The following is a 25712-nucleotide window of genomic DNA, read 5'->3' as shown; positions in this document are numbered from 1 at the left end:
CGTCCTTCGCCTGACCGGCCATCAGCGACTGGTGGCCGTCGTCCGGCATCGCCGCCGCCCGAAAGGAGATGACCTCGATGGTCTCTGCTCCGCCCAGTGGAGAAGTGCGTGATCCGCAGGTGACTCCACGGCAGGCGCCCTGGGTCCTGATGTACCACTCGGTGGATGCATACGAGCAGGATCCGAACCTGCTGACGGTCATGCCCGAGCGGTTCGCCCGGCAGATGAGCTGGCTGGCCGGGCGCGGGCTGCGCGGTGTCGGCATCGCGGAGCTCCTGCACGCCCACGCCCGGGGGGAGGCCGCCTCCTTGGTGGGGCTCACCTTCGACGACGGCTACGCCGACTTCGCCCGGAACGTCATGCCTGTCCTCGCCCGACATGGCTTCAGCGCCACGGTCTACGTGGTGGCCGGACGGATCGGCGGACACAACGAGTGGGACGCCGGTGCGCCGCGCAAGGAACTGCTCACTGTCGAGCAGGTCGGAGAACTCGCCGATGCGGGAGTGGAGATCGGCTCGCACGGGCTCACGCACGTGCGGATGCCGGGGCTGGGCGCCGCCGCCCTGCTTGCGGAGACCGTCTCCAGCCGCGAGATCCTCGAAGGGATCACCGGTCGGCCCGTGGACGGTTTCTGCTACCCGTACGGTGCCCTCGACCGAGCAACGGTCTCGGCCGTACGGCGCGCGGGCTACCGGTACGCGGTCGGCATCGACCATTCCGAGCTGACCGGACGCTGGGCCGTGCCTCGCTGCTACGTCGGGGATCACGACGGTTCCTGGCGGCTACGGGCGAAGCACGGCCGTCACCTGGTGCGTGGGCTTCGCACGGCGGTGGCCGCCCGCTTCAGCGAGGCCGATAGGTCCGGTGCCACCGGTGTGCTCGGCCCGCAGGGCACACGTAGCCCGAGCGCAGGGGCGGCCGGGTCCCTGGATGCTCCGACCGATGGGACATCCGCGTGACACGGCCGACCTCGCCGCCTGCTCAGCCCTGCCGAGTGCGCACGGCCCTGACACTGCCGACTCCGGCCGCCGGGTCGGAATGGTCGGTGTCGGAGCATCGGCACGACGGCGACCTGTCCGCCCTGGCCGCAGAGTGGGACGACCTGGTGGACCGCTGCTCCACGGCGACCCCGTTCCAGTGCCATGCCTGGCTGGATTCCTGGTGGCAGTCCTACGGCCGGCCCGGCCGGCTGCGTCTGGTGCTGGTGCGCAGGAACGGTCAGCTGGTCGGTGCCGCTCCGCTGATGCTCCGGCTGTTCCCGCTGCCCAGGCTCGTGCCGGTGGGCGCCGGGCTCAGCGACTTCGGTGACGTCCTCCTGGACGACAGCCATGCGGAGGAGGTCGCCGCGCTCCTCGTCCGTGCTCTGCCGCTCCACCGGCCGTGGTCCCTGCTCGATCTTCGCGAGGTCCGCCCCTCGGGGGCCGTCCACCGACTATTGGCCCATTGGCCCGGTGCCTTACGCAGAGTGCCCGACTCACTCTGTCAGCACCTGCCAGGCGTCCCGGTGGAGGAGATCCTGGCCCGGCTGCCCGCTCCTTCGGCGAAGCGGGCCCGGACCAAACTTCGTCGGCTCACCGCCGCGGGAGTCACGGTACGTCCGACCCCGCCGGACGAGGTGCCGGGCGCCGTCGCCGACCTGCTGCGCCTGCACGAACTTCAGTGGCTCGGCCGCGGGGTGACCCCTGAGCATCTGCGCGAGCGGTTCGCCGCTCACCTGACCCGCGCGGCCACGGCCATGACCGCGACAGGCCGCGCCGCGCTGCACCGGTACTGGCTGGACGGTGAGCTGATCGCCTGTCACCTCACCGTCCTCGGGTCGGACTTCACCGGTCTCTACCTGCACGGCGTGCACCCGAAGGCACGTGAGCGGCTGGACATCTCAGGCATGTTGCTGTCCGAGTGCCTCGCGCATGCCGTGCGCACCGGCCGGGGTGAGGTCAACCTGCTGCGCGGAAGGGAGCCGTACAAGCAGCGATGGCGGCCTGAACAGGCTCACAACGACCGCCTGCTCATCGGCGGCAGGGTCTCCGTCGTCGTGTACGGCAGCGCGGTCCGCCTGCGTGCCGCCGCGGTGCGTCATGCGCGTTCCCGCCTGCCCCGGCTGGTGCGGGTCAGAATGCGGCTGCGCGCGCTCCTCGCACCGCGCTGATGTCCGGGGGATCACGCGAGGTGCCCAGGACTGCCGCGCCGCCGCCCGAGCGGACTCCGGCGCAGGACGAACCCGCGTGGCAGGGTCGGCCCCTGGTCCGGGCCTTCGGAGTGACCGCGGTTCTCAGCCTGGTCGCCTCGCTGCTCGGACTCGGTCGTGACCTGCTCCTGGCCCGCTACTTCGGCGCGAGCGAGGACACCGACGCGTTTCTCGTGGCCTGGACCGTGCCGGAGACCGCCGCGCCGCTGTTGATCGACAGCGCGATGCCACTGCTGATGATGCCGGCCTTCAGCACGGCGATCGCCTCGCGGTCCTCCGCGACCACCGCGGACCCGGTCCGGGACGGGGCCGCAGAGGCCGCCGACCCGGTCCGGGTACTCGTCGCCGCCACCCTGCCGAAGCTGTGCCTGCTGCTCGCCGCCGTGTCCGCCGCCACCGTGTTCGGTGCGCCCTCTCTTGTCGCCCTGCTCGCGCCCGGCCTGCCCGACCCGCCCCTCGCCGTTACCTGCACCCGGCTGACCTCACTGACCGTCCTGGCCTTCGGCATCAGCGGCTACCTCGCGTCAGGGCTGCGCGCTCACCAGCATTTCACCGCGCCCGCCACCGTCTACCTCGCCTACAACCTCGGCATCGTGGGCCTGACGGCGCTGGGACACGACGGCCTGGGAGTCCGGGCGACAGCCCTGGGCACCGCCGTCGGCGGGCTCCTGATGGTCGCCGCCGTCCTTCCCGCCTTCAGCAGACACTGCTGCCGGCTCACGCTGAGCCTCGGGCGGCTGCGGAGCGCCGTCCGCCGACCCGGTCCGGCGGCGGCCCCGGGTCTTCAGGTGATGCTGCCGGTGGTGGTGTTCGCGCTGTCCCGCCAGTGCCAGGTCTACATCGAGCGAGCCCTGGCGTCACCGTTGAACCCGGGCACCATCTCGCATCTGAACTATGCGGAGAAGGTCGCCCAGATGCCGATGGCGATGGCGGTGATGATCAGCACGGTCAGCCTTCCCGTGGTGGCGCTGGCCATGGCGAAGGGCGACGTCGAGCACGCGCGGGACCGTACCGAGAAGGACCTCCAGATGGTCGCGGGGATCGCACTCACCGCGACCGCCTTCCTGGCGGTCTGTGCCCCGCAGCTCGTCACGCTGCTGTTTCAGCGCGGTGCCTTCACGGCCACCGACTCCGCTGCCTGCGCAGCCGTGATGCGGATCTACAGTCTCGGACTGCTCGGCCAGGCCCTGGTGGGGGCCGTGGCCCGGCCGTTCTTCGCAGCTCGGCCCGTGGCCCGCTGTCCATCCGGCGGCCGGTCGAGGCTCGCCGGTGCGGACCGAGCCGGGTGGTTCCCCGCGCTGGCCATGGGCACGGGACTCGCCGTCACCGTGGCCATCGGGATCCTCACCGCACCCGAATTCGGCGCATCGGGCCTGGCCGCGGGCAATGCCGCTGGAATCACCCTGACGGCAGCTCTACTTCTTGGCCGTCTCCGCAGCCGGGGCATTCCGGTAAGGCTACCCGCTCTCCTCTCGGTGCTCGGGCGCCTCACCGCCGCCGCCGTCTGTGCTGCCGGTGCGGCCGCCTTGGCGGTGGCCACTGCGGGTTCCGACCCTCTGGTCGCCGTTCTGATCGGCGGTGCGGTGACGGCCCTGGCCTTCGGTGGATCGGCCTGGCTGCTGGGCGTCCCGGTGTTGCGGCATGCGTTGCTGTCCCGGGTCGGGAATTCGGCCAGGGAAGACCGCGGACTCCGGTGATGTGCGGCGAGCGAGGCCCAAAGATCGGAACCGAGACCAGGAGACGACGACGGCCTGGACCGCTGAGCGGTCCAGGCCATCGTTCGACCTGACGGGCGAAGGCGGAGGACGCGGGATTCGAACTCGTGCGGGGTTGCTCCCGGCGCCGGGCGTGGATGCGGCGGTGGCTCGCGCGGGAGGCCGGGCGGCAGGGACGTGAGCTGCACCTGGTGTTGTTGGACGTCGGCGCGGACACCGCGCTCGACGGGCAGCGGGCGCGTGGGCGGCATGCCTCGGCCCGGGTGTTCGCCCGGCACCGTCGGGGTTTGGGGCGGCTGTTGGCGGCGTTCGCGGTGGGCGGGCCGATGCCGACGCCGGAGGCGGTGTCGGTGCTGCTGCTCGATGGGGTCTCCCGTTCGCGGGCGGAGGCGGTTCGGTTCGTAGCGGGCTTGAGTGACGGGTTTGAGCAGCGGGCTTGAATCGCGGTGGCGGATGGGGAGGATGGACGGATGGTGACGATCGATACCTCCCGTCTCGTCCTGCGTCGCTGGCGAGAGAGCGATGTGCCGGCGATGGCCGCGGTGAACGCGGACCCCGAGGTGATGCGGTGGATCCGTGACGGGCGGGTCCTCAGCCCGGAGGAGACCCGCCTGTGGGTCGAGCGGATCGAGAGGAACTGGGAGGCCGAGGGCTTCGGCCTGTTCGCGGTGGAGTGGCGGGCGAGCGGTGAACTCGTCGGGTTCACGGGCCTGGCCGTTCCGACCTTCCTGCCCGAGGTGCTGCCCGCCGTCGAGATCGGCTGGCGGCTCGGCCGACCGTTCTGGGGTCGGGGCATCGCCACCGAGGCGGCGACGGCGGCGCTGCGGTTCGGGTTCGAAGGGCGCGGCCTGGAGCGGATCATCAGCATCGCCCAGGTCGGCAACTCCGCCTCCGAGCGCGTCATGGCCAAACTCGGCCTGCCGCCCGGACGTGAGACGACCGCCCCGGGTAACGGCCGCGTCGTGCGGGTCCACGAACTGACCCGGGCGGAATACCTGTCCCGCCGTCAGGGGTGAGCGGGAAAACCGTTCGCCGCGGAGTCCGAGGAGGACTGAGGAGAAGGGCCGAGGGCGAGGGCCGAGGGCGGGTGACGGGCGGGTGTGACCTGGGGAAGTGATCCGGGTAACACACCGTAATCGCCCCCGCCGTCGCGAGCGCACTGCGAGACTGGGGCGAGCAGAGTACGTCACGGAGAGAGAGGCCACACCCCGCATGCCCAGCAGCGCCGCCGTCGACAACCCGTGGTTCCGCCGGTTCAACCCGTCCGACTCCGCACCGGCCCGGGTCGTGATCTTCCCGCACGCCGGTGGCTCGGCCAGCTACTACCTGGACCACGCCAACGCGCTCGCGCCGTACGTGGACGTGCTCGCGGTCCAGTACCCGGGGCGGCAGAACCGCTTCACGGAACCGCCGATCGACTCGGTGCCGGAGCTCGCCGAGCAGGCCTACCGGGAGCTGCGGGAGTGGGCGGACCGGCCGCTCGTCTTCTTCGGGCACAGCATGGGCGCGGCCGTCGCCTTCGAGGTGACCCGGCGCTTCGCCCGGGACGGTCTGGCGGGGCCCGAGCGGCTGTTCGTGTCGGCGGGCCGCGCGCCCTCGCTGCCCCGGGACAGCAGGATCCACCAGCTGTCGGACGACGGCATGCTCAAGGAGATCGTCGGGCTCGGCGGGACGGATGAACAGATCCTCACCATCCCGGCGCTGCGCGAGCTGATCCTCCCGGCGCTGCGGGCCGACTACACCGCCATCGAGACCTACTGCGCGCCCCTGGACGCCGTCGTCACCCAGCCGATCGTCGGCCTGGTGGGGGAGATTGACGGCAATGCGACGGTCGAGCAGGTCGCCCAGTGGGAGCGGCACACCACCGGCGGCTTCGACCTGCGAGTCCTTCCGGGCGGGCACTTCTACGTGGCGGACCAGGTCGACGCCGTGGTGCGGCTGATCACTGCACAGCTGGACGGTCGGAACCGCCCTTAGCGCCGAGGTCGGAACCGCCGTCAGAACCCTGTCGGCGGCCTGACCGCTGGGCTAGGGTTCCTGCTGACGCCACGTCAGCAGACCACCGGGAGGCCGCCATGCGCCGGATCGCCGTCGTCGGAGCGGGCCAGGCCGGCCTGCAGCTCGCGCTCGGGCTGGTTGCCGACGGGTACGGGGTGACGCTGGTGGCCGAGCGCACCCCGGAGCAGGTGCGTGGCGGTCGGGTGCTGTCCACCCAGGCGATGTTCGGCCCGGCGCTGCGGATCGAAGCGGCGGCCGGGCTGGACCTGTGGGCGGACGAGGCGCCGGCGGTCTCGTCGGTGGACGCGGTGCTCGCGGCGCCGCCGGCCACCCGGGCGCTGGAGTTCACCATGACGCTGGACGAGCCGGGCCAGTCGGTGGACCAGCGGATCAAGCTGGCCCGCTGGCTGGAACTGCTCGCGGAGCGCGGCGGCCGGGTCGAGTACCGCTCGCTGGACCGGGCCGGGCTGCACGAACTGGCCCGGGGACACGAGCTGACCGTGGTCGCGGCCGGTCGCGGCGAACTGGCCGGGATCTTCGAGCGCCACGCCGCCCGCTCGCCCTTCGACCGGCCGCAGCGCGCGCTGTCCTGCCTGTACGCGCACGGCGTCGGCGCGCCCGGCCCGGCCGCCGGGCCCAGAGCGCGGATGCACGCCCTGCCCGGCCTCGGCGAGCTGTACCTGCAGCCGGCGCTGACGCTCTCCGGCCCCTGCGACATCCTGCTGTGGGAGGCGCTGCCCGGCGGGCCGCTGGACGCGTTCGGCGACGGCCCGGCGCCCGACGTCCAACTGGCCCGGATCCGCGAGCTGTTGGCCGAGTACCTGCCCTGGGAGGCGGAGCTCTGGCGCGCGGCCGAGCCGACCGACGCCGGGGCCGGGCTGTGGGGCGCGGTGACCCCGACGGTGCGCCGCCCGGTGGCGGAGCTGGGTTCGGGCGTCGACGCCGTTCACGTCCTCGGCCTCGGCGACGCCGTGGTGGTCAACGACCCGATCACCGGGCAGGGCGCCAACAGCGCCGCCCGCGCGGCGGAGGCGTACCGGCGGGCCATCGTCGAGCACGGGGCGGCCCCGTTCACGGTGGACTGGATGTGCCGCACCGCCGAGCGGTTCTGGCAGCAACACGCCCGCCACACCGTGGAGTTCACGGCGTTGATGCTCACTGTGCCGGACCATCTGCAGGGCGTTTTCGCGGCCGCCGCCGAGCACGAGCAGGTCGCCCGCCGGCTCGCCAACACCTACGCCGAGCCGAGCGACCACGCCGCCTGGCTGGCCACGCCGGGGCTGACCGCCGCGTACCTCTCCTCGGTCGGAGACCAGCCGCACCCGTCCGTCGGGGAATAGCCGCGGCCGGCGGTCGGAAGGCGGCCGCACCCGGCGGTCGGGGACCGGCCGCACTTGCCCCCGGACCGCCCCCGGGACGACGCTGGAGGGAAGACGGCACAACGGGTGCGGGAGGCGTCGCTCGTGGACGGTCACGAGCCCGCGGGCCGGTCCGGCAGCGGCCACCGGAGCGTGCCGCACACGGCGGACCTGCGGGTGGAGGCATGGGCGCCGACGGCCGAGGGCTGCATCGGCGAGCTGGTGCACGCCGTCGTCGGCACCTTCGCCGACCTGTCCGGTGCGCGGATCGTCGGCGAGCGCGGCTGCACCGTGCTCGCGGCGAGCGACCCGGACCTGCTCGCGGGCGTCCTGGAGGAGGTCATCTACCGGATGGACGCCGACGGCGAACTGCCGGTCGCGCTCGCCTTCGGGCCGGTCAAGGGCCTGGACGGCGCCCGGAGCGTCGAGGTCCGGTTCCGGATGGCCGACGTCGCCACCGCCGTGCTGGTCGGCGCGGTACCGAAGGCCGTCTCGTTGCACGGCCTGGAGCTGAGCGCCGGGCCGGGCGGCTGGACCTGCGCCGCCACGGTGGACGTCTAGCCGCGGTGGACGGATGGCACATGCTGCGGGAGCGGGGTGAGCGAGGTGGAGATCGCACTGGCCGAGGCGGGCCGCTGCCGCTGGCGGATCGATCCGCGACCGCCGATGCGCGTGCCGGGCGTGGTGTTCGCGACCGACGCGCTGCTGCCGCAGGCCGCCGGGGACAAGGCGCTGGAGCAGGTCGCCAACGTGGCGACGCTGCCCGGGATCGTCCGCGCCTCCTACGCGATGCCCGATGTGCACTGGGGCTACGGCTTCCCGATCGGCGGGGTCGCCGCCACCGACGTCGACCAGGGCGGGGTGGTCTCGCCCGGCGGGGTCGGCTTCGACATCTCCTGCGGGGTCCGGTTGCTCGCCGCCGGGGTCACCCGGGAGGAGCTCGACGTCGAGCGGATCCGCCGTCTGATGGACCTGCTGGACCACAGCGTCCCGCGCGGACTCGGCCGCGGTGGCCTCTGGCACCTCGCCGGGCCGGAGGAACTCGACGACCTGCTGCTCGGCGGCGCCCGCTACGCCGTCGAGCACGGCCACGGCGTGCCGCGCGACCTGGAGCGCTGCGAGGACCGCGGCGTGCTGGCGGGCGCGGCCCCCGGCGAGGTGAGCACCCGGGCCGTCGAGCGCGGGCTGCAGCAGGTCGGCAGCCTCGGCTCGGCCAACCACTTCCTGGAGGTGCAGGCCGTCGACAAGGTGCACGACCCGGAGACGGCGGCTGCCTTCGGGCTGCGGCCGGGCCAGGTCTGCGTCATGATCCACTGCGGTTCGCGCGGCCTGGGTCACCAGATCTGCACCGACCACGTCCGCGCCATGGACCGCGAGCTGCACCGCTACCGGATCGAGCTCCCGGACCGCCAGCTCGCCTGCACCCCGGTCGACTCCCCGCGCGGGCGCGCCTACCTGGGCGCCATGACCGCCGCCGCCAACTACGGCCGGGCCAACCGGCAGCTGCTCTCCGAGGCCGCCCGCCGCGCCTTCGCCACCGCGCTCGGGGTCGGGCTGGAGCTGGTCTACGACGTGTCGCACAACCTCGCCAAGCTGGAGACCCACGAGGTGGACGGCGCGCCGCGGAAGCTCTGCGTGCACCGCAAGGGCGCCACCAGGGCTCTGCCGCCCGGCGACCCCGAACTGCCCGCCGACCTGGCCGAGGCCGGGCAGCCGGTGCTGGTGCCGGGGACGATGGGCACCGCCTCGTACGTCATGGTCGGCCTGCCCGGCAACGAGGCCTTCCGTTCCGCCTGCCACGGCGCCGGGCGGGTGTGGAGCCGCCACCAGGCGCTGCGGATGGTGCGCGGCGAGCGGCTCAAGGGCGACCTGGAGGCGCGCGGCATCGCGGTGCGTCCCGCCTCGATGCGGGCGCTGGCCGAGGAGACGCCCGAGGCGTACAAGGACGTGGACGCGGTGGCCGCCGTCACCGAGGCCGCGGGGCTCGCCCGGCAGGTGGCCCGCCTGGTGCCGCTGGGCGTGTGCAAGGGGTGAGCGCGCGGAAGCGGCCCGGCCGTGTCTCTGGACCGGCCGGGGCACCCACGCTTGGATGTCCGACACACATCCGAGGGGGTAGCCACAGGAGGCGGGCATGCCCGGGAACGCGACCGCACCGGTGATCGAACTGACCGCGCTCACCAAGCGGTACGGTGCCACGGTCGGCATCGAGGACCTGGACGTCACGGTCGAGGCCGGTGAGGTGTTCGGACTGCTCGGCCCCAACGGCGCCGGCAAGACCACCACCCTGCGCTGCCTGGTCGGCCTGCTCGGCCCCAGCGACGGCCGGGTGCGGGTGCTCGGTCTGGACCCGGTGACCGACCACCGGCGGCTCGCCCCCGCGCTCGGCTACCTGCCCGGCGAACTGCGGCTCTACCCCGAGCTCACCGGGCAGCAGACGCTCGACCTGCTCGCCGCCCTCCAGGGCGCCCCGGTGCCCCGGCAGCGCGAGCTGTGCGAACGGCTGAAGCTCTCCCCGGCCGACCTCGCCCGGCCGGTGGGGGAGTACTCGCGCGGCATGAAGCAGAAGCTCGGGCTGGTCCAGTCGCTCCAGCACACGCCCGCCGTGGTGGTGCTGGACGAACCCAGCGAGGGGCTGGACCCGCTGCTTCAGGAGACCTTCTTCGAACTGCTCGCCGAGGAGACCGCGGCCGGGCGCACCGTACTGCTCTCCAGCCACGTGCTGCCCGAGGTGCAGCGGACCTGCGGCCGGGTCGCCATCGTCCGCCGGGGCCGGCTGGTGACCGTCCGCTCGGTGGCCGAGCTGCGCCGGGCGCGGGCGCGGCGGGTGCGCCTGGTCTTCGCCGACGGACAGGGTGCCCGGCCGCTCGGCGCCGCCGAACGGTGGTCCCCGCGCTGGGACGGCCGGCGGGTGGAGCTGCTGGTGCCGCCCGACGAGGTGGTCCCGGCCGTACGGGGCCTGCTGGCCGAACTGCCGGTCGCCGACCTGACCGTGGAGGAGGCGGGCCTGGACGAGGCCTTCCTCGACCTCTACCGCTCGACCGACCAGGAGGCCGTCGAAGGGGAGGAGGCGCGATGACCCCCGGCACCGTCAGCCGCCGCCTCCCCCTGGTCTGGCTCGCCCTGCACCGGCGGCGCCGGATGCTGACCACCCTGGTGCTCGGCATGGTCGTCTTCGAGACGCTGATCGTGGTGATCGCCGGCACCGTCCCGCCCACCGAGCTGTTCGGCGCCCGCCGCACCCCGCCCGGCGCGTTCAAGGCCTTCAGCGGCTCCAACAGCGATGTCTCCATCGCCAGTTACCCCGGGCTGCTCGGCGCCGGGCTCACCCACCCGTTCTGGATCGCGCTCCAGCTCACCGTGATCGGCTCGCTCGGCGCCGCCGCCGTCGCGGCCGACGTCGAGTCCGGCACCATCGAGTTGCTGATGACCCGTCCGCTCTCCCGGCGCCGGCTGCTCGCCGAACGGGCCGGCGCGCTGATCGCCGCCTCGGTGCTGCTCAACGCGGCCGCCACGCTGACCGTCGCGCTCGGGGTGGCCGTCTCGCCGAAGCTGCGCGACGCGGTCCCGGAGGGCGGGGTGTTCACCGCCGGACTGCTGGGCTGCGCCTTGGCGTTCTGCCTGACCGGGCCGGTGCTGGCGGTGTCCGCGCTCAGCCGGCGGCGGGCGCACGTGATCGGTGCGGCCGTTGCCTTCGGCGCGGCCGGCTTCGCGCTCAACTTCGTCGCCCTGGCCTGGTCCCCGGCGGAACCGCTGCGCTACCTCAGCCCGTTCCACTACTACGCGCCGGGGGACGTGCTCGCGCACGGCGGGGTGCCGTGGGCGGCGCTGGGGGTGCTGCTCGGGGTGGGGCTGCTCGGCTTGCTGGCGGCCTTCCGGCTGCTGGAGCGACGGGACCTGGCGATCTGACTCCGCTGAGTCCGCCGCTCCCGCCGCTCCGGCCGTCCTCGCCGTTCTCGTCAGACGAGGTCGAAGGCGGTGGGGGTGTGCCCCGACCAGATGTCGCGGGAGGCCTGCTCGGGGTAGCGGACGGTCTCCGAGCGGGTGTCGAACACCCGGGTGAGCTGCCGCTCCGGCTCGTAGCGGGCCCACCCGGGGTCGCCGGTGGAGACGAACCGGATCCAGGCCTGCTGGAGCTCGCAGGAGAGCTCGACCGTCGCCGGGCCGGGCGGGTCGCCGAGGAAGTGCCGGCCGATCGGGCTGTCCAGGGTGCCGAAGGCCAGCGGGACGTCCAGTCCGTGGCAGGCGCCGAGTACTCCGCCCAGGGCGGGGGCGGGGAAGGCCAGTTCGAAGAGGTAGGAGCTGCCGCCGGCTGCGGCGTTGCCCTCGGCGAGGTGGAGCGAGGGCATCCGGAACAGGGCGTCGGAGCTGACGGCTTCGAGCAGGTCCTCGGGCGTGGCGTTCGGGAGGGCGGTGCGGTAGTCGTCCGGACCGTCCGGGGGCGGGGCGAGCTGGGCCAGGGCGGTGCGGGCCTCCTCCTCGGTGAAGGTGCCGTGCCGGCCGGCCAGGACGCTGAACAGGCGGAACTCGTCGCGGGTGTGACCGACCAGCAGCTCGGTTCCGGCGGCGCGTCCGGCGGCCAGGGCGGCCCAGGGCTCCTCGGCCAGGATCTCGCCGTCGACCACCGGGACGGTCGCGACGCCGGTCTGTGCGAGCCGCCCCCAGCGCGCGAGGTGTTCCGGCAGTGCGGTACCGAGGTCGGTGACCGCGGCGGCCAGGCGCCAGGGATCGACCTCGGCGAGGGCGGCGGCAGTGGGGGCCGTGCCGAGTTGGTCCGCCAGGGCGGCGGTGACCTCGGCGGCCAGTACGGGGGTGCAGAGGTTGCCCCCGACGGTGTGGGCGACGGCCCGGCGGAACAGGCCGCGCGCCCGGCTCATCGTGAGCAGCGCGGCGACCGACGAGGCGCCGGCCGACTGGCCGGCGATGGTCACCCGGCCGGGGTCGCCGCCGAAGCCGGCGATGTTGCGCTGGACCCACTCCAGGGCCGCGATCTGGTCGAGGAAGGCGCGGTTGGCCGGGGCTCCCTCGAAGAGCGCGAAACCCTCCGCGCCCACCCGGTAGTTGACGCTCACCACGACCAGCCCGGCCCGGGCCAGCTCGGTCGGGTCGTACAGCGGGTCGCCCGAGGTCCCCGAGATGAAGGCGCCACCGTGGATCCAGACCAGCACCGGCAGTGCGGCCGCGCCCGGGTCCGGGGTGCAGACGTTGAGCGTCAGCCAGTCGGTGCCCTGGGTCGGCGCGGCCGGCAGGGGTCCGGACTGGGGGACGACGGGGCCGAACTCGAAGGCCTCGCGGACGCCGTCCCAGCGCTCGGGCGGGGCAGGGGCGGCGAAGCGGAGCGGTCCGACCGGCGGCCGGGCGTAGGGGATGCCGCGGAAGACCGGGAGCCCCCGGTCCAGGAAGCCGCGGAGGGTTCCCTCGGCGGTGTGGGCGACGGGCTGTGTGAGCATCTGGACACTCCTCCCTCGGAATGCCCTCAGCGTTATCGGTCAGATGTATTATGTCAAGCGTATTGGAAAGATCGGAAAGAGCTCGGAGGGCGAAGGCCATGCCCAAGCAGGTCGACCACCAGGAGCGCCGCGAGACCATCGCCCGTGCACTGTGGCGGGTGGTGGAGCAGCGCGGCGCCACGCATCTGACGCTGCGCGAGGTCGCCCAGGAGGCGGGCATCTCGCTCGGGCAGCTGCAGCACTACTTCGGCTCCCGGGCCGATCTGCTCGCCTTCGCGGGGGACCTGGCCGGCGAGCAGAGCGCGCTGCGGGTCGGCCGGGCGCTGGCGGAGCTCGGCGAGCGGCCGCATCCGCGCGCGGTGCTGAGGGCGATGCTGGTCGAGCTGCTGCCACTGCGCGCGGACTCCCGGGTGACCAGCCGGATGAGCGCCGCCTACGTGCTGGAGGCGCTGCACGACGAGGGCGTCCACGCGCGGGCTCGCGCCGGCCTGCTGCAGGGGCGGGGCATGGTGGAGCAGGTGGTCCGGCAGGCGATCGCCGACGGGCTGATCGCGGGGGACCGCGACCCGGTGGTGGAGACCGACCTGTTGCTCGCGCTGACCGGGTTCACCACGCTGCTGGAGCTGGACGTGATCGAGCCGCCCGCCGTGCTCGCCGCCGTCGACCGGCACCTGGACCGGCTGTTCACGGTCGGGGCGGCGGTCGAGGCCGCGGTCGAGGCGGGTCGGAGCGGCGCTGACGGCGTGGCAGGCTAGCCGGGAAGCACCGTAGCCCGCGACCAGGAGCACCAGCATGGACCGACCCGCCGCCCTCCGCCTCGACGCCACCGCCTCCGGGCATCCGGCGGGCATCCTCGACGCCGCCGAGCAGGCCGAACGCCGGGGCATGGACCGGCTGGTGGTCGCCGAGACGGCGTACGACCCGTTCCTCCAGCTCGCCCGGGCCGCCGACCGCACCGAGTCGATCGAACTGGCCACCGGCATCGCGGTGGCCTTCGCCCGTACCCCGATGACGCTGGCGTACCAGGCTTGGGGGTTGCACGCGGCCTCCGGCGGGCGGGCCGTGATCGGGCTCGGCTCGCAGGTCAAGCCGCACATCGAGAAGCGCTTCGGGATGCCCTGGGACCGTCCGGCCGCCCGGCTGCGCGAGTACGTGCAGGCGGTGCGGGCGATCTGGCACAGCTGGCAGACCGGTGAACGGCTGCGCTTCCGCGGCGAGTTCTACACCCACACGGTGATGACGCCGGTGTTCTCGCCGGACCCGATCCCGGCCGGGGTGCCCCGGATCCTGCTGGCGGGCGTCGGGCCGCTGATGACCCGCACCGCGGGGGCGGTGGCCGACGGCTTCCTCAGCCACCCGTTCTCCTCGACCGCCTACCTGGCCGAGCAGGTGCTGCCCGGCCTGACCGAGGAGCGCGAGCGGGCCGAGGCGGAGGGCGCCGCGTGGACGGGGCGGCCCTTCGAGATCGTCGGCAACGTGCTCACCGCCACCGGCCGCACCGAGGAGGAGCTCGCCGCGAACCGGGCCGGGGTGCGCGAGCGGCTCGCCTTCTACGCCTCCACCCCTGCCTACCGTCCGGTGCTGGCGCAGCACGGCTGGGAGGGGCTGCAGGAGGAGTTGCACACCCACTCGGTGCGCGGGCGCTGGGCGGAGATGGCCGCGCTGATCGACGACGAGGTGTTCGACACCTTCGCGGTGTCCGGCTCGGTGGAGGAGACCGCGCGGGAGATCCACCGCCGCTACACGGGGCTGGTCACCCGGCTGTCCGTCAACCTGCCGGAGGATGCGGACCCGGGGCTCGGGCTGGACGTGCTGGAGGCGGTGCGGGCGCTGGACTGAGCGGAAGTGTTCTGACTTCGGCCATGGAGGCGTGCTGATCGATCAGGGTGAGGCCAAGATCGGGCACCTTCGATCAAGCGGTTCCCGGTCGTCCGCCCGGGCGGCAGGATCTCGCTGAACGGGACGGATCGTGTCGGCATCGACGCGCGTCTGTCATGTCTTGGCCATCCGCTGACGATCGTGGGGGTGCCCGCGTGTCCGTGTCCGACGATCGCACCGTTGATGACGACCCGTACGAGGCCGAGCCGTACGCCGCTGAGTCGTACGCCACCGACTCCTGCCAGGCCCGCGCGTACGCGACCGGCCGGTCCGAGACCGACCCGTACGGGATCGGGGAGTACGCCGAGGTCGACGAACTGGCCGACTTCGAGGAGTTCCTGCGCGTTTGCGCCGAGCTGACCGGCTTCGACGTGCCCGAGCTGCGCGCCACCGGCATGGCGCACGAGCACCACCGCACCGTCCTGGCCCACCGGGTCCGCGACGAGCACGCCCTCGTCCACCTCTGGTACGTCGGCGCCTGGCCGGGCGAGGCCCCCAGCTCCGCCCGGGCCCACGACCAGGGCCTGCTCTGGCGGACCTTCCACGCCGGCGCGCCCGGTGCCGCCGCCCCCGGCCACGGCAGCTGGGCCGAGGCGCCCCGAGGTGGCGAGGAGCGGTGACCGCACACTGGGACGCCGTTGTCGTCGGCGCGGGCTTCGCCGGAAGCCTGGTCGCCCACCGCCTCGGCGCACAGGGCTGGCGGGTGCTCGTCCTGGAGGCCGGACGGACCGCGCCCACCGCAGCCGAGACCGCGACCGCCCACCGCGCGGCCGGCGGCGGCCCGCCCACCGCGCCGTACCCGCACAACCCCGACGCGCCCTCACCCGACGTCACCGACCTCACCGGGCACCCCGAGGGCGGCTTCACCGCCACCGGCTACCTGCGGCAGCACGGGCCGCTGCCCTACGCCAGCGGCTACCTGCGCGCCAACGGCGGCACCGGACTGCTCTGGACCGGCCTCACCCCGCGGATGCACCCCGAGGACTTCCGCACCGGCGACCTCGGCCACGGCCGCAACTGGCCGATCGGCTACCACGACCTGGAGCCGTACTACCGCGAGGCCGTGCGGGAACTCGGCGTCGCGGCCGATGCCGAGGAGCAGCGCAGCGCCGTCGGACTGCCCCTCCCGGACGGCTACGCCTTCCCGATGCGGGCCATCCCGGCCAGCCACCTCGACCGGCAGCTCGCCGACGCCCTCGACGGCCGGACCGCCCGCGACCCCGCCATGGCCGACCCCGCCCGACTCGCCGTCACCGGCACCCCGCACGCCCGCAACGGCCTGCCGACCCGGCCGGAGTCCGGGTCCGGCCCGCTCTGCGCGGGCAGTGCCAGCTGCGTCCCGGTCTGCCCGACCGGCGCCAAGTACACCCCGCTGCGCACCCAGGCCCGTTGGGCGCCCGGCGTCGAGCTGCGCACCGAGGCCGTGGTCAGCCGGGTGCTCGCGGACCCGGCGACCGGGCGCGCCACCGGAGTCGAGTACCTGGCCGGCGGTGCGGTCCACCGGGCGGAGGCGGACCTCGTGGTGCTCGCCGCGCACGCGATCGAGAACGCCCGGCTGCTGCTCCTGTCCGACCTGGCCAACCGTAGCGACCAGGTCGGCCGGAACCTGATGGACCACCCCGCGCTGCTCACCTGGGGGTTGATGCCCCGCCCGGTCGGCCCCTACCGGGGGCCCGGCTCCACCAGCGGGCTGGAGGCCTTCCGCTTCGGCCCGGCCCGTCGGAACCGGGCGCCGTTCCGGATCGAGATCGGCAACTGGGGCTGGTCCTGGGCCGGCGGCGCCCCCGAGACCGAGGCCGCCGCGCTGCTGGCAGCCGGGCTGCGCGGCAAGGAACTGCGCGAGCGCCTCGGCGACCGGCTGGGACGGCAGTTCTCGCTCCAGTTCGAGCTGGAACAGCCCGCCGACCCGGCCAACCGGGTCACCCTCGACCCGGACCGGCGCGACCCGCTCGGCCTGCCCGTCCCGGCGATCCGCTACGACCTCTCCGACTACGTCCGCGAGGGCATGGCCTCCGCCCGGGCCGTCTCCGACCAGCTCTTCGCCCTGCTGGGCGCCGAGGACCACACCGCCTACCCGGGCGCCCACTGGCCGGGCCGGCTCGAACACCGCGGTGTCGTCCACGGCTACCGCGGCGCGGGCCACGCCGGGGGCACCCACCTCATGGGCGACTCGCCCGGCAGCTCCGTGGTCGACCACTGGCAGCGCTGCTGGGACCACCCCAACCTGTACGCCGTCGGCTGCGGTTCGATGCCCTCACTGGGCACCTCCAACCCCTCGCTCACCATGGCCGCCCTCGCGCTGCACAGCGCCGAGCGGATGCACCGGGACCTGGTGGAGCTGAGCCGGCCGGTGACCGTGTCCTCCCCTTCCGCACCCGCGCCCTCCTCGCCCGCACCGTCCTCGCCCTCGGAGCCCTCATGACCGGCCTGCCGCTGCCGCCCGTACCCGAGCCGTACCATCTGCCCTTCCACTACGGCGCGCTGCACAACGTCGGGGTCGACTACCTGGTCGAGCCCGAGCGGGCCCGCCAGGTGCTCGGCAAGCGCCACCCCGGGCTGGCCGTCGCCGCCTTCGACGGCGGGGCCTGCGTGTCGCTCAACTACCAGCTCTACTTCGCCCAGTACCCGAACGGCGGCGGCATCACCCAGGAGCTGGAGATCAACCTGATCGCCCACCCGGTGTTCGCCGAGGAGCGCATCCCGGTGGTCAACTACGGCCAGTACGCCCGGGGTTACGACCAGACCAAGCTGCTCGGCATCGCCCGGCTGCACGTGCTCTGCGACAATCCGCTCGCCATCGACGCCGGGCGCCGCCTGTACGCCGAACCCAAGCATCCCGGCTGGTTCGAGACCACCATGCCCTCGCTCAACGCGCCCGCCGTGCGCGAACGGTGGAGCGTCTCCTGCCGCCGTGCCACCCTCGGACCGGACGGGCTGGACCGCCGCGACGAGGAACTCCTCTCCCTGGACGTCGACTTGATCGGCCTCACCGCTGAGTCGGTCAACAACACCCCGATCACCGGATACGGGACCGACGACGAGGGCAAGCTGCTCGCCGGACCGCTCAACGTCTACCGGCCGTACCGCTACTACGCCCTGGACGACCGCACCGCCGACCGCGTCCGGCTCGACCTCGGCAACCCCGCCGAGGAATCCGCCCGTGACCTCGCCCTGCTGATCTCCGACGCCCCGGCCGCCGGGGTCTGGACGTACCAGTCCCCGCCGGTCGCCGCCCACAACCGCGCGTACTACGTCCGATGACGACCGGCCCCCGCCCCTCGTTCGTGCCGGGCAGTACCGCCGTCCGCCGGGACGTGGTGGGCGGCCGGATCTGGACGGCCATGCCGTACACCGTCCTCGCGGACGACGGCGCCACCCTGACCCTGACCGCCCGCCCCGGCGTCGAGAGCCTGGCCCCCACGAGCTGGACCTCCTCGCGGCGCGGGGGAGGCGTCGCCGCGCGCAAACGCGGCATCGACGACCTCGCCGCCGGCTGCTGGGAGCTCGACCACTGGACCTGGCGGGACACGGTGGTGATCAGCCGCTTCACCGCCGGGGAGCCGTTCAGCGTGCACCGCTTCCTCAGCCCCGAGGGCCGCCCGCTGCGCTGGTACGTCAACTTCGAGCTGCCGTACCGACGGACGGCCATCGGCATCGACACCTTTGACCTCTTCCTGGACCTGGTGGTCACCCCCGACCTCTCCTCGCACACCTGGAAGGACGAGGACGAGTACGCCGAGGCCCGGCGCCTCGGCGTGGTCGACGAGGCCACCCACCGACACGTGGACCGGGCCCGCGACCGCGCCCTCACCCAACTCCGGGACCGTACCGGACCGTTCGCCCCCGACCCGGACGCCTGGACCCTGCCGCCGGCGGGACCGCTGCCCGTCCTGCCGGACACCGCGCTCAGCACCCCCGCCGCCCGGGCCTGACGGTGGAGCGCCCGCCTGTTAGCGTGGCGCGCCGACATGGACGGCTCAGGGGAGATCAGCGGGATGGATGACGTCGAGGCACTCGAGCACCTGCACCACGGCGGGGACTACCGGGAACTGGCCGAGCGGACCACGAACCCGTACGTCCTGCGCCAACTGGCCCGGGGCGAGTACCCGTTCGTCTGGCAGGTGATCGCCCGGAACGCCGCCGCGCCCACCGACCTGCTGTCCTCGCTGTCCCGTCGGCGCAACACCACCTGGAACGACAACTACCTGCTCCAGCTGATCGCCGCCCACCCCGCGCTCACCGGCGAGGCGCTGGACGGGCTGGTCGACCTGGTGGCCGTGCGCCTGCGGGAAGGCGACCGCCCGTACGGGGCGGTGGTGGAGCTGGCCCGGCGGCCCGAGCTGTCGATCGAGCGGCTGAACTGGCTCGGGCATCTGCCCGGTGCCTCGACCAACCTCCGCCGGAGGATCATCCGGGCGCTGGCGGCGCGCCCGGACCGGTGAGCGTGGCCGACGGTTGCCGTGCTGTCAGGGTGGGCGCTCTTTAAAGAAAATTCCCTCGTGAGGGTGAAAGCGTCATTGAAGATGTGTTCATGAGATCGGAAGCAGTGCCCCGGCCCGCTTCACCGTGCGGATGACCGGGGCCGTCTCGATGCTCTGGATCGCGTCCAGCGCCGCGACCGGGCCGGTCAGGTAGCGTGCGAGGTCCAGCGAGTCCCGGCAGTTGACGGCCGCGAGCAGGTTGGTCGGCCCCGTGGTGTGGGCCACCAGCGACACCTCCGGGTGCCCGGCCATCGCGGCGGCCACCGCGCCGAGCCGGGAGGGTCGTACGGACATCCACAGCCGGGCCTCGGCGCGGAAACCGAGGGCGGCCGGCGGGATGTCGACGAGGAGAACCAGCACGCCGGACCGGCGCAGCAGGGCGAGCCGCCGCCGCACGGTCGACTCCGACCAGCCGGTCGCCGCGGCGAGTTCGGTGTGACCGGCCCGTCCGTCCCGGGAGAGCAGGTCGAGGAGCACGCGGTCACCGGACTCCAGGGGGACCTCGGCGGGCTCCACCGGCGGCGGGGCGAGCAGTGCGGCCTGATCGGGCGTGAGGCGGGCCGGGCCGGCCCAGCTGTTGGGCAGGACGTGGCTGCCGAGCAGGAGGTGCGCCGAGACGGAGGTGACCCGGCCGGTGCGGGGGAGCCTGTGCAGCAGCAGTTCCCCGCTGTCGTCGGCGGTGCGGGTCTGGACGCTGCAGGAGATCTCGGTGCCGCCGGAGAGCAGGTGGACGAACGAGGTGTCGGGGCGGGCGGCGAGGGCCCTCGCGATGGCGCCCGCCGAGTCCGGGGTGCACCGCAGGCGGATCGTCCAGGCCTGGTAGCCGAGCAGGGCGCCGTTCAGGGTGCCCACGACCCGGAGGATCCCGGCGCCGCGCAGCCGCCGGTAGCGGCGGGCGACGGTGCTCTCGGAGACGCCGAGGGCCTCACCGATCAGGCGCAGCGGGGCTCGGCCGTCGATCTGCAGGGCGTGCACCAGGCCGTGGTCGATCGCGTCAAGGGTGACGGTATCCGTCTTCATGGGCTGTCAGTGTGCCAGTATCCGCCGCCGTAGCGGGCCTGGCTGGTGGGCGCGGGGCCGCGCTCGGGACGGTGTGGGCGTCCACGACGAAGCTCCACGGAGGAAGCCTCATGCGCACCTGGTGGCCCCTGACGGCCGTCTGTCTCGGCACGTTCCTGTTCCTGCTCGACACCACGGTCCTGTCCGTCGCCCTGCCCGGGATCGGGGCGGCGCTGTCGGCCCCGCTGTCCGAACTGCAGTGGGTGGTCGACGGTTACACGCTGGTGCTGGCCGTCCTGATGCTCCCCATGGGCGCCCTGGCGGACCGCCTCGGGGCGCGCGCGGTCTACGCCGCGGGTCTCGCGGTGTTCGGATGCGCCTCGCTGGTCTGCGGGCTGGCGCCGGGTGTGGGGGCGCTGGTCGCCGCTCGCGCGCTGCAGGGCGTCGGCGGCGCGGCGATGGCCGTGACCGCCTTCGCGCTGATCGGTTCGGTCTACCGGGGGCCGGACCTGGGGCGGGCGATGGGCGTCTTCGGCGCGGTGACCGGGCTGGCGGCGGCGCTCGGCCCGGTGGTCGGCGGCGTCCTCACCCAGTACCTCGGCTGGCGGGCGGTGTTCCTCCTCAACCTGCCGCTCGTCGCGCTCACCGTGGTGCTGGCGCTGCGGGGCCTGCCCGCCGGGCTGCGGGGCGCGGGCACGGCCCGCGTCGATGTCCCCGGGACGGCCGCGTTCGCGCTGGCCGCCGGCGCGCTGACCTACGCGCTGTCCCTGGCGGGGGAGCGGCGCTGGACCTCGCCGACCGTGCTCGGCCTGCTGGCCCTCTCCGGGCTCGCGCTGGCCGCCTTCGGCCGGATCGAACTGCGCAGCGCCGCACCCCTGTTGGACCTGAGGCTGTTCGCGAGGCCGTTCTTCTCGGCCGCGATGGCGTGCGTGCTCGCCGCGACGGCCGCCTTCTCGGCCTTGGTCTATACCTCGGTGTGGCTGCAGGAGGGCCTCGGCCTCGGGCCGGTGCGGGCCGGGCTCGCGCTGATGCCGCTCGCGCTGGCCTCCTTCGCCGCCTCGCTGGTCAGCGGGCGCCGGCTGCACGGGAGGTCGCCGCGGGCGGTGCTCGGCACCGGGCTGCTGCTGAGCGGGCTGGGGTGCGCGGCGCAGGCGGGTCTGGACGGGCACTCCTCGGCCTGGTCGCCGGCGTGCGGACTGGCGCTGACGGGCATCGGCGTGGGGCTGACGGGCCCGGCGATGGGCGCCGCCGTGTTCGCGGCGCTGCCCCCGGAGCGGGCGGGCATGGCCGCCGGGGCCATGACCACCTTCCGCCAGCTGGGGCAGACCCTCGGGGTCGCGGCCTTCGGCGTGTTGTTCCAGTGGGGCGGCGCCGTGCCGGTCGATGGGCTGAACCGGGTGCTGCTCGCGGCCGCCGCCGTCGGGGTGCTCGGCGCGGTGCCGGCCTACGCTCTGGTGCCCCGGACGGCGGTGGTGGCCGCCCGCTGAGCCTCAGGCGTTCGGTGTCGGCCGGACGGCGCGGCGCTCGCGCAGCGTCCGCAGCACCCGGCGGGTCGCGCGGGTGGCGACCGGGGGCAGCAGGTCCAGCGCGAGCTGGCGCGAGGTGGAGCGCTGGACCGTCGCGGGTGTCTTGACCTGGTAGTTGAGCCGCAGGACGCGCTGTCCGGCGATGGTGTCCTCGTCCGTGGTGTAGCCCTCGGCCCGCCAGTCGCGCTCCAGCAGGACCTGCCGGGCGGCCGCGGCGTCGCCCCAGGTGCCGTAGAACTTCATCGGGGTGAGCAGCACCGGGTGCAGGCCGCCGGTGAAGACCGCCTCCCAGACCGCCGCCGAGACGCCCGGGGTGTGTTCGGAGCGGTAGTCGTCCAGGGCGATCAGGCCGTCCTCGGCGAGGGCGGCCTTCGCCACCGTGATGTCCCCGGCGACGTGCTCGTACAGGTGGGAGGCGTCCACATGGACGAACCGGCAGCTGCCCGCCGGGATCCGGCCGTCGGCCAGCACCGAGGTGGGCGCCTGGACGATCTCGGGCAGCTCGCTGTGGAAGGCGAGGTAGTTGGACTCGAAGGCGCTGCGGGTGAGCGTCTTGCGGTAGGACATCGTCATCTCGGCTGCGTTGTCGTCGTCGCCCGCCTCGGAGTCGAACAGGTCGCAGACGGTCAGCCGCTCGCCCGGCCGCAGGTGGTCGCCGAGCAGCACCGCGCTGCGGCCGAGGTAGCTGCCGAGCTCCAGGATGTCGCCCTTGACCCCGGCCTCGCTCTGCTGGGAGAGCAGGTGGGCGAAGGCGGCCCGGTCCAGACCGAAGAACCAGCCGGGGATGTCGTCCAGCTTCAGCGGCACGGGACGGGCGGCTGCGGTCACTTCACTGGGCACGGCTGCCTCCAGGAGACGGGCGGAGCGCGGTGGTGGGTCACGCCGCGGAGGGGCGCCGTGGACGTGAGACGGGTCATCATAGCGACGCGCGGGCCGGGTGGGGCCAGGTGTGGAAAGGCGTAATTCCACTCCGTCGCGCTGCTGTTCGGCCGGGCGCGTACGGACTGCTCTAGCGTTCCAGCTCGGCGACGGTGTCGGTCAGCCAGGCCCGCTCGGCGGCGCCGGAGGCCCGGGCTACCAGCAGCATGCCTCGTCGGAACGGGTTCGGCTCGCGCTCGGCGGCGACCGGCTCGCCGTCCCCGTCGTAGAAGAAGCTGCTCGGGGCCTCCAGGAAGGCCAGCCGACGGCGCAGGACGGCGGCCTGCCGGGCCGGGTCGGCGAGGTGGTGGAGGAAGGCGGCGAGTGCGAAGAAGCGCATCTGGTCGGTGATCTCGGCCTGCTCGGGGTCGGCCAGTCGGCGTAGCAGTTCGGCCCGGCCCTCCTCGGTGAGCTCCAGGGTCTGGCGCGGCGCGGCGCCGCTGCCCGGTTCGGTGCGGCGGTGCAGCAGTCCGGCCTTCTCCAGCCGGGTGATCGCGGGGTAGAGCGCGCCGTCGCTGACCGGTCGGACGTGGCCGGTCAGGCCGGTGATCCGAGACTTGAGCTGGTAGCCGTGCAGCGGCTGGTCGTACAGGAAACCGAGGATCGCGAGGGTCAGCACGGTTGAGGCCCTTTCGTCGCAGTGCGCCCCCGTGGCGGTGCCATGCTACCTCTTGTCGAGATGTATCGATTCGATGTATCTCTGTTCGGGATAGCTCGAATCGAGGTGGCCGTCGGTCTGGGTCTGAGCCTGGCTCTGAGAGTGGGCGCGGGCGTGGACCGGGCGGCGGAACGGAACGGGGGAAGAGGCATGCGCGGACAACTGTCCCGACTGGCCGCACTGGCGGGACCGGTCTACGTCGAACTGCTGTCCGGTGTGATCGCCTCGGTGATCGGCACCCTCTGGGTGGCCGGCCTGGGCGGGACCGCCGTCGCCGCCGTCACCCTCGCCGGCACCGTCGAGAACCTGCTGCTCGGACTCGTCCTGGTGGTCTCCTCCGGCACCAGCGTCCGGCTCTCCCGCGCCCTCGGCGCGGGCGACCACGAGGAAGCCGCCCGCACCACCCGGGCCGCCTGGCGCCTCTGCCTCGTCGGCAGCCTCGCCCTCGCGGTGCCCGGCTTCCTGCTGCGCGACCGGCTCGCGGCCGCCTTCCTCGACGGCGAGGCCGCCGCCCGGGCGGCCGAGTACCTCGCGGTCGCCTTCCCGGCCTTCGCCCTCTTCTTCGCCCAGCGCGTCGCCGACGAGCTCTTCAAGGGCACCGGCGACACCCGCACCCCGATGCGGATCGCCCTGCTCTCCAACGCCCTGCTGCTGGTGCTCGACCCCCTGCTGATCCTCGGCCCCGGGCCGCTGCCCGCCCTCGGAGTCACCGGCGCGGCCCTGGCCCTGGCGGCCTCCCGGGCGGTCGCCCTCGCCGTCACGCTGCGCCTGCGGCCGCGCACCGGCGGGGCGGCTGGGGGCGTCGGCTCGGCGGCGCTCCGGATCCTCCGTGCGGGTGCGCCCTTCGGCCTGGACTTCTCCGCCCGGATGGCGGTCGGTACGGCCCAACTCGGCCTGGTGGCGGGCTTCGGCGTGGCGGCGGTGGCCGGGTACGGGATCGGCTACCGGCTGCTGCTGGTCGCCACCATGGCCTTCTACGCCGTGCGCCAGGCCGCCGCGCTCCGCGCCGCGCACCTCGCGGGCGCCGGCGCCCGCTCCGCCCTGGGCGCGCTCCGGCGTGCCACCGTCCGCTTTGCCGCGCTGCTCGGCGCGGGGACGGCGGCGCTGTCCGCCGCCCTGGCTGCTCCGCTGACCTCGCTCTTCACCGACGACCCGGCGGTGGCCGCCCAGTCCGTCGGCTTCCTGCGCATGGCGGCGCTCTACCTGCTGCCGTACGCCCTGGTGGTCGCCCTCGGCGGCGTCCACCAGGCGACCGGCGCCGGGCGGCCGCTGGTGCTCGCGGTACTGCTCGGCCTCGGCGCCCAACTCGGCTCGTCAGCCGGGCTGGCGGGACCGCTGGGGGTGAACGGCGTGTGGCTGGGCCAGGCGGTCGGGGCGGTGACCCAGCTCGCTCTGCTGCTGGTCCTCACCCGCCGCCGGCCCGTGCCGGCGACGGTGCGTCGGACGCGGACGCTCCGCCCCGTCGAGTGACCGGCCCCGGCCGGGGTCAGGACGCCGCGCCGGGCCGGGGGCGCAGTCCCTCGGCGAACACCCGGGCCGCCGCCAGATCGTCGGCGTCCGGCCGGTGCCGGTTGATGCCGCCGACGAGCCTGAACGGGAGCCAGGTGTCGTACCCGCGCGCCGTGAAGGTGTCGACCACCTCGAAGCCCTTCGGTTCCAGGAGCCGCACCAGGGAGCGGGTGAAGGACCGGAACCGGGGTTCGGGCAGCCCGCTGGTGGCGAAGACGAAGGCCCGGCGGGGTGTCGCCGGCGGGATCGAGCGGACGAAGCCGCGCAGTCGCGGGTGGAACGAACCGGTGAAGATCCCGGAGCCGAAGCCCACCAGGTCGTAGGCGGCGAGTTCGGCCGGATCCAGCTGTTCGGGTTCGACCACCGGGGCGGCCAGGGCCCGGCCCATGACCTCCGCGATCCTCCTGGTGTTGCCGTGGGACACCGAGACGCACACGATGACGGCCTTCATGGCGATGCTCCCTTCATTCCGCGTTCGTCGTGGTGCGGAACGGCCGCACCCGACAGGTGGACCGGGCGGCGCGGCGGAACGTGACATCGGCGGACGGGCGGGCGTGAGTCGTGGGAGAACCGGGTTTCTCGGGAATGCCCGAGTGACTCGGCTGGCTATTGAGGACCGTGTGCGTGAAGGGAACGGACCGTGCGGATTCGACCGTTACGGTTTCGGCCAAACAAGCCGCATCCGCCATCAGGTGCTACGGCGCAGTAATGGAGGCGCACCTGCGATTTTGTGCTTCCGTTTTCCAGGAGGGTTGCTTTCCGTCAATCGCCGGGGGTTGCGAGAGGGTGACGCGCCGTGAAGACTGTTCCGCGTTCGCCGTCCGGGCGTTCGGTTTGTCAAGGATTTGCGCCGTCCACCGCTGCCGTCGCGGCAGGGTCCGCACGAGGGGCGCGGTGGAGCGGAGCAGGGGGGATTGCCATGCCGGGTAGCGCGACCGGGCGGGTTCGGGGTTCCTGTCGGAGTCCGCTGACGGGGTAAGCGCATTCGGTCGTTCACCGTTTCCGCGGTGTCGCGGATCGCGGTGCATCCGTGTTGT

25 protein-coding genes are annotated in these 25712 nt (G+C 73.8%); 20 read left to right on the top strand and 5 right to left on the bottom strand.

The annotated features are described in order from the left end of the window. Window positions 1-119 precede the first annotated feature (119 nt). From ACGF12_RS10385 to ACGF12_RS10335, 11 genes are all read left to right on the top strand, one after another. On the top strand, window positions 120-959 hold the full coding sequence (locus tag ACGF12_RS10385; RefSeq protein ID WP_393027875.1) for a polysaccharide deacetylase family protein: 840 nt from the start codon (window positions 120-122) through the stop codon (window positions 957-959). A gap of 86 nt (window positions 960-1045) precedes the next feature. Continuing rightward, window positions 1046-2149: a GNAT family N-acetyltransferase gene (locus ACGF12_RS10380; RefSeq protein WP_393027874.1), complete on the top strand. Its 1104-nt coding sequence runs from the start codon at window positions 1046-1048 to the stop codon at window positions 2147-2149. 20 nt (window positions 2150-2169) lie between these two features. Continuing rightward, entirely contained in the window at window positions 2170-3885 is a 1716-nt protein-coding gene (gene murJ / locus ACGF12_RS10375; protein WP_393027873.1) for a murein biosynthesis integral membrane protein MurJ, read from the top strand. Between the two features lie 209 nt (window positions 3886-4094). Next, on the top strand, window positions 4095-4343 hold the full coding sequence (locus ACGF12_RS10370; protein WP_393027872.1) for a hypothetical protein: 249 nt from the start codon (window positions 4095-4097) through the stop codon (window positions 4341-4343). A gap of 30 nt (window positions 4344-4373) precedes the next feature. After that, window positions 4374-4919, top strand: a complete 546-nt coding sequence (locus ACGF12_RS10365) for a GNAT family N-acetyltransferase (protein ID WP_393027871.1) — start codon at window positions 4374-4376, stop codon at window positions 4917-4919. A gap of 196 nt (window positions 4920-5115) precedes the next feature. Next, window positions 5116-5880 (top strand): thioesterase II family protein, encoded by a 765-nt coding sequence (locus ACGF12_RS10360; RefSeq protein WP_393027870.1) that lies wholly within the window; start codon window positions 5116-5118, stop codon window positions 5878-5880. A gap of 98 nt (window positions 5881-5978) precedes the next feature. Continuing rightward, window positions 5979-7241, top strand: coding sequence for a styrene monooxygenase/indole monooxygenase family protein (locus ACGF12_RS10355; protein WP_393027869.1), 1263 nt, complete (start codon window positions 5979-5981; stop codon window positions 7239-7241). Between the two features lie 123 nt (window positions 7242-7364). Beyond that, a complete protein-coding gene (locus tag ACGF12_RS10350) occupies window positions 7365-7820 on the top strand; it encodes an archease (RefSeq protein WP_393027868.1) in 456 nt (151 codons plus the stop codon). Window positions 7821-7865: 45 nt separating this feature from the next. Beyond that, a complete protein-coding gene (locus ACGF12_RS10345; RefSeq protein WP_393027867.1) occupies window positions 7866-9293 on the top strand; it encodes an RtcB family protein in 1428 nt (475 codons plus the stop codon). A 97-nt stretch (window positions 9294-9390) separates the two neighbouring features. Further along, window positions 9391-10335: an ABC transporter ATP-binding protein gene (locus tag ACGF12_RS10340; protein ID WP_393027866.1), complete on the top strand. Its 945-nt coding sequence runs from the start codon at window positions 9391-9393 to the stop codon at window positions 10333-10335. Next, window positions 10332-11165 carry an ABC transporter permease subunit gene (locus tag ACGF12_RS10335; protein ID WP_393027865.1) on the top strand — a complete coding sequence of 278 codons (834 nt, stop codon included), beginning with the start codon at window positions 10332-10334 and terminating at the stop codon, window positions 11163-11165. Before ACGF12_RS10340 ends, ACGF12_RS10335 begins: the two co-directional genes overlap by 4 nt. A 50-nt stretch (window positions 11166-11215) precedes the next feature. On the opposite strand, the gene ACGF12_RS10330 is transcribed toward ACGF12_RS10335, so the two are convergent. Beyond that, complete coding sequence (locus ACGF12_RS10330) at window positions 11216-12706, bottom strand: carboxylesterase/lipase family protein (RefSeq protein WP_393027864.1); 1491 nt, start codon at window positions 12704-12706, stop codon at window positions 11216-11218. 98 nt (window positions 12707-12804) lie between these two features. Here ACGF12_RS10330 and ACGF12_RS10325 point away from each other — a divergent pair, with 98 nt between their 5' ends. The 7 genes from ACGF12_RS10325 (at window position 12805) to ACGF12_RS10295 (ending at window position 19026) form a co-directional block, all read left to right on the top strand. Then, window positions 12805-13461, top strand: a complete 657-nt coding sequence (locus ACGF12_RS10325) for a TetR/AcrR family transcriptional regulator (protein ID WP_393027863.1) — start codon at window positions 12805-12807, stop codon at window positions 13459-13461. Window positions 13462-13498: 37 nt separating this feature from the next. Beyond that, window positions 13499-14545, top strand: a complete 1047-nt coding sequence (locus ACGF12_RS10320) for a TIGR03617 family F420-dependent LLM class oxidoreductase (RefSeq protein ID WP_393027862.1) — start codon at window positions 13499-13501, stop codon at window positions 14543-14545. 200 nt (window positions 14546-14745) lie between these two features. Further along, entirely contained in the window at window positions 14746-15204 is a 459-nt protein-coding gene (locus tag ACGF12_RS10315) for a hypothetical protein (protein WP_393027861.1), read from the top strand. Then, window positions 15201-17006, top strand: a complete 1806-nt coding sequence (locus tag ACGF12_RS10310; RefSeq protein WP_393027860.1) for a GMC family oxidoreductase — start codon at window positions 15201-15203, stop codon at window positions 17004-17006. Before ACGF12_RS10315 ends, ACGF12_RS10310 begins: the two co-directional genes overlap by 4 nt. Further along, complete coding sequence (locus ACGF12_RS10305) at window positions 17003-17845, top strand: hypothetical protein (protein WP_393027859.1); 843 nt, start codon at window positions 17003-17005, stop codon at window positions 17843-17845. Before ACGF12_RS10310 ends, ACGF12_RS10305 begins: the two co-directional genes overlap by 4 nt. Further along, window positions 17842-18516 carry a DUF402 domain-containing protein gene (locus tag ACGF12_RS10300; RefSeq protein ID WP_393027858.1) on the top strand — a complete coding sequence of 225 codons (675 nt, stop codon included), beginning with the start codon at window positions 17842-17844 and terminating at the stop codon, window positions 18514-18516. Before ACGF12_RS10305 ends, ACGF12_RS10300 begins: the two co-directional genes overlap by 4 nt. A 63-nt stretch (window positions 18517-18579) precedes the next feature. Next, complete coding sequence (locus ACGF12_RS10295; protein ID WP_393027857.1) at window positions 18580-19026, top strand: hypothetical protein; 447 nt, start codon at window positions 18580-18582, stop codon at window positions 19024-19026. A gap of 87 nt (window positions 19027-19113) precedes the next feature. On the opposite strand, the gene ACGF12_RS10290 is transcribed toward ACGF12_RS10295, so the two are convergent. Beyond that, window positions 19114-20085, bottom strand: a complete 972-nt coding sequence (locus ACGF12_RS10290) for an Lrp/AsnC family transcriptional regulator (protein WP_393027856.1) — start codon at window positions 20083-20085, stop codon at window positions 19114-19116. A gap of 110 nt (window positions 20086-20195) precedes the next feature. On the opposite strand from ACGF12_RS10290, the gene ACGF12_RS10285 reads away from it, so the two are divergent. Continuing rightward, window positions 20196-21551 (top strand): MFS transporter, encoded by a 1356-nt coding sequence (locus ACGF12_RS10285; RefSeq protein ID WP_393027855.1) that lies wholly within the window; start codon window positions 20196-20198, stop codon window positions 21549-21551. A 3-nt stretch (window positions 21552-21554) separates the two neighbouring features. Here the strand turns inward: ACGF12_RS10285 and ACGF12_RS10280 are convergent, their stop codons facing one another. After that, entirely contained in the window at window positions 21555-22430 is an 876-nt protein-coding gene (locus tag ACGF12_RS10280) for a class I SAM-dependent methyltransferase (RefSeq protein ID WP_393027854.1), read from the bottom strand. A gap of 169 nt (window positions 22431-22599) precedes the next feature. Beyond that, window positions 22600-23127, bottom strand: coding sequence for a PadR family transcriptional regulator (locus tag ACGF12_RS10275; RefSeq protein WP_393027853.1), 528 nt, complete (start codon window positions 23125-23127; stop codon window positions 22600-22602). A 189-nt stretch (window positions 23128-23316) separates the two neighbouring features. On the opposite strand from ACGF12_RS10275, the gene ACGF12_RS10270 reads away from it, so the two are divergent. After that, window positions 23317-24636: an MATE family efflux transporter gene (locus ACGF12_RS10270; RefSeq protein ID WP_393027852.1), complete on the top strand. Its 1320-nt coding sequence runs from the start codon at window positions 23317-23319 to the stop codon at window positions 24634-24636. Between the two features lie 16 nt (window positions 24637-24652). On the opposite strand, the gene ACGF12_RS10265 is transcribed toward ACGF12_RS10270, so the two are convergent. Beyond that, window positions 24653-25126, bottom strand: coding sequence for a flavodoxin family protein (locus tag ACGF12_RS10265; RefSeq protein WP_393027851.1), 474 nt, complete (start codon window positions 25124-25126; stop codon window positions 24653-24655). Window positions 25127-25712 lie beyond the last annotated feature (586 nt).

This window comes from Kitasatospora sp. NPDC048296, assembly GCF_043201815.1.
GTDB lineage: Bacteria > Actinomycetota > Actinomycetes > Streptomycetales > Streptomycetaceae > Kitasatospora.
Note: the sequence above shows the minus strand (reverse complement) of the source record. Positions and strands in the feature narration are given on the sequence as shown.

Coding starts and splice junctions, on each gene's coding strand:
- ACGF12_RS10365 (WP_393027871.1), top strand. CDS start 4,374: ATGGTGACGATCGATACCTCCCGTCTCGTCCTGCGTCGCTGGCGAGAG.
- ACGF12_RS10360 (WP_393027870.1), top strand. CDS start 5,116: ATGCCCAGCAGCGCCGCCGTCGACAACCCGTGGTTCCGCCGGTTCAAC.
- ACGF12_RS10355 (WP_393027869.1), top strand. CDS start 5,979: ATGCGCCGGATCGCCGTCGTCGGAGCGGGCCAGGCCGGCCTGCAGCTC.
- ACGF12_RS10340 (WP_393027866.1), top strand. CDS start 9,391: ATGCCCGGGAACGCGACCGCACCGGTGATCGAACTGACCGCGCTCACC.
- ACGF12_RS10335 (WP_393027865.1), top strand. CDS start 10,332: ATGACCCCCGGCACCGTCAGCCGCCGCCTCCCCCTGGTCTGGCTCGCC.
- ACGF12_RS10330 (WP_393027864.1), bottom strand. CDS start 12,706: ATGCTCACACAGCCCGTCGCCCACACCGCCGAGGGAACCCTCCGCGGC.
- ACGF12_RS10325 (WP_393027863.1), top strand. CDS start 12,805: ATGCCCAAGCAGGTCGACCACCAGGAGCGCCGCGAGACCATCGCCCGT.
- ACGF12_RS10320 (WP_393027862.1), top strand. CDS start 13,499: ATGGACCGACCCGCCGCCCTCCGCCTCGACGCCACCGCCTCCGGGCAT.
- ACGF12_RS10305 (WP_393027859.1), top strand. CDS start 17,003: ATGACCGGCCTGCCGCTGCCGCCCGTACCCGAGCCGTACCATCTGCCC.
- ACGF12_RS10300 (WP_393027858.1), top strand. CDS start 17,842: ATGACGACCGGCCCCCGCCCCTCGTTCGTGCCGGGCAGTACCGCCGTC.
- ACGF12_RS10295 (WP_393027857.1), top strand. CDS start 18,580: ATGGATGACGTCGAGGCACTCGAGCACCTGCACCACGGCGGGGACTAC.
- ACGF12_RS10290 (WP_393027856.1), bottom strand. CDS start 20,085: ATGAAGACGGATACCGTCACCCTTGACGCGATCGACCACGGCCTGGTG.
- ACGF12_RS10285 (WP_393027855.1), top strand. CDS start 20,196: ATGCGCACCTGGTGGCCCCTGACGGCCGTCTGTCTCGGCACGTTCCTG.
- ACGF12_RS10270 (WP_393027852.1), top strand. CDS start 23,317: ATGCGCGGACAACTGTCCCGACTGGCCGCACTGGCGGGACCGGTCTAC.
- ACGF12_RS10265 (WP_393027851.1), bottom strand. CDS start 25,126: ATGAAGGCCGTCATCGTGTGCGTCTCGGTGTCCCACGGCAACACCAGG.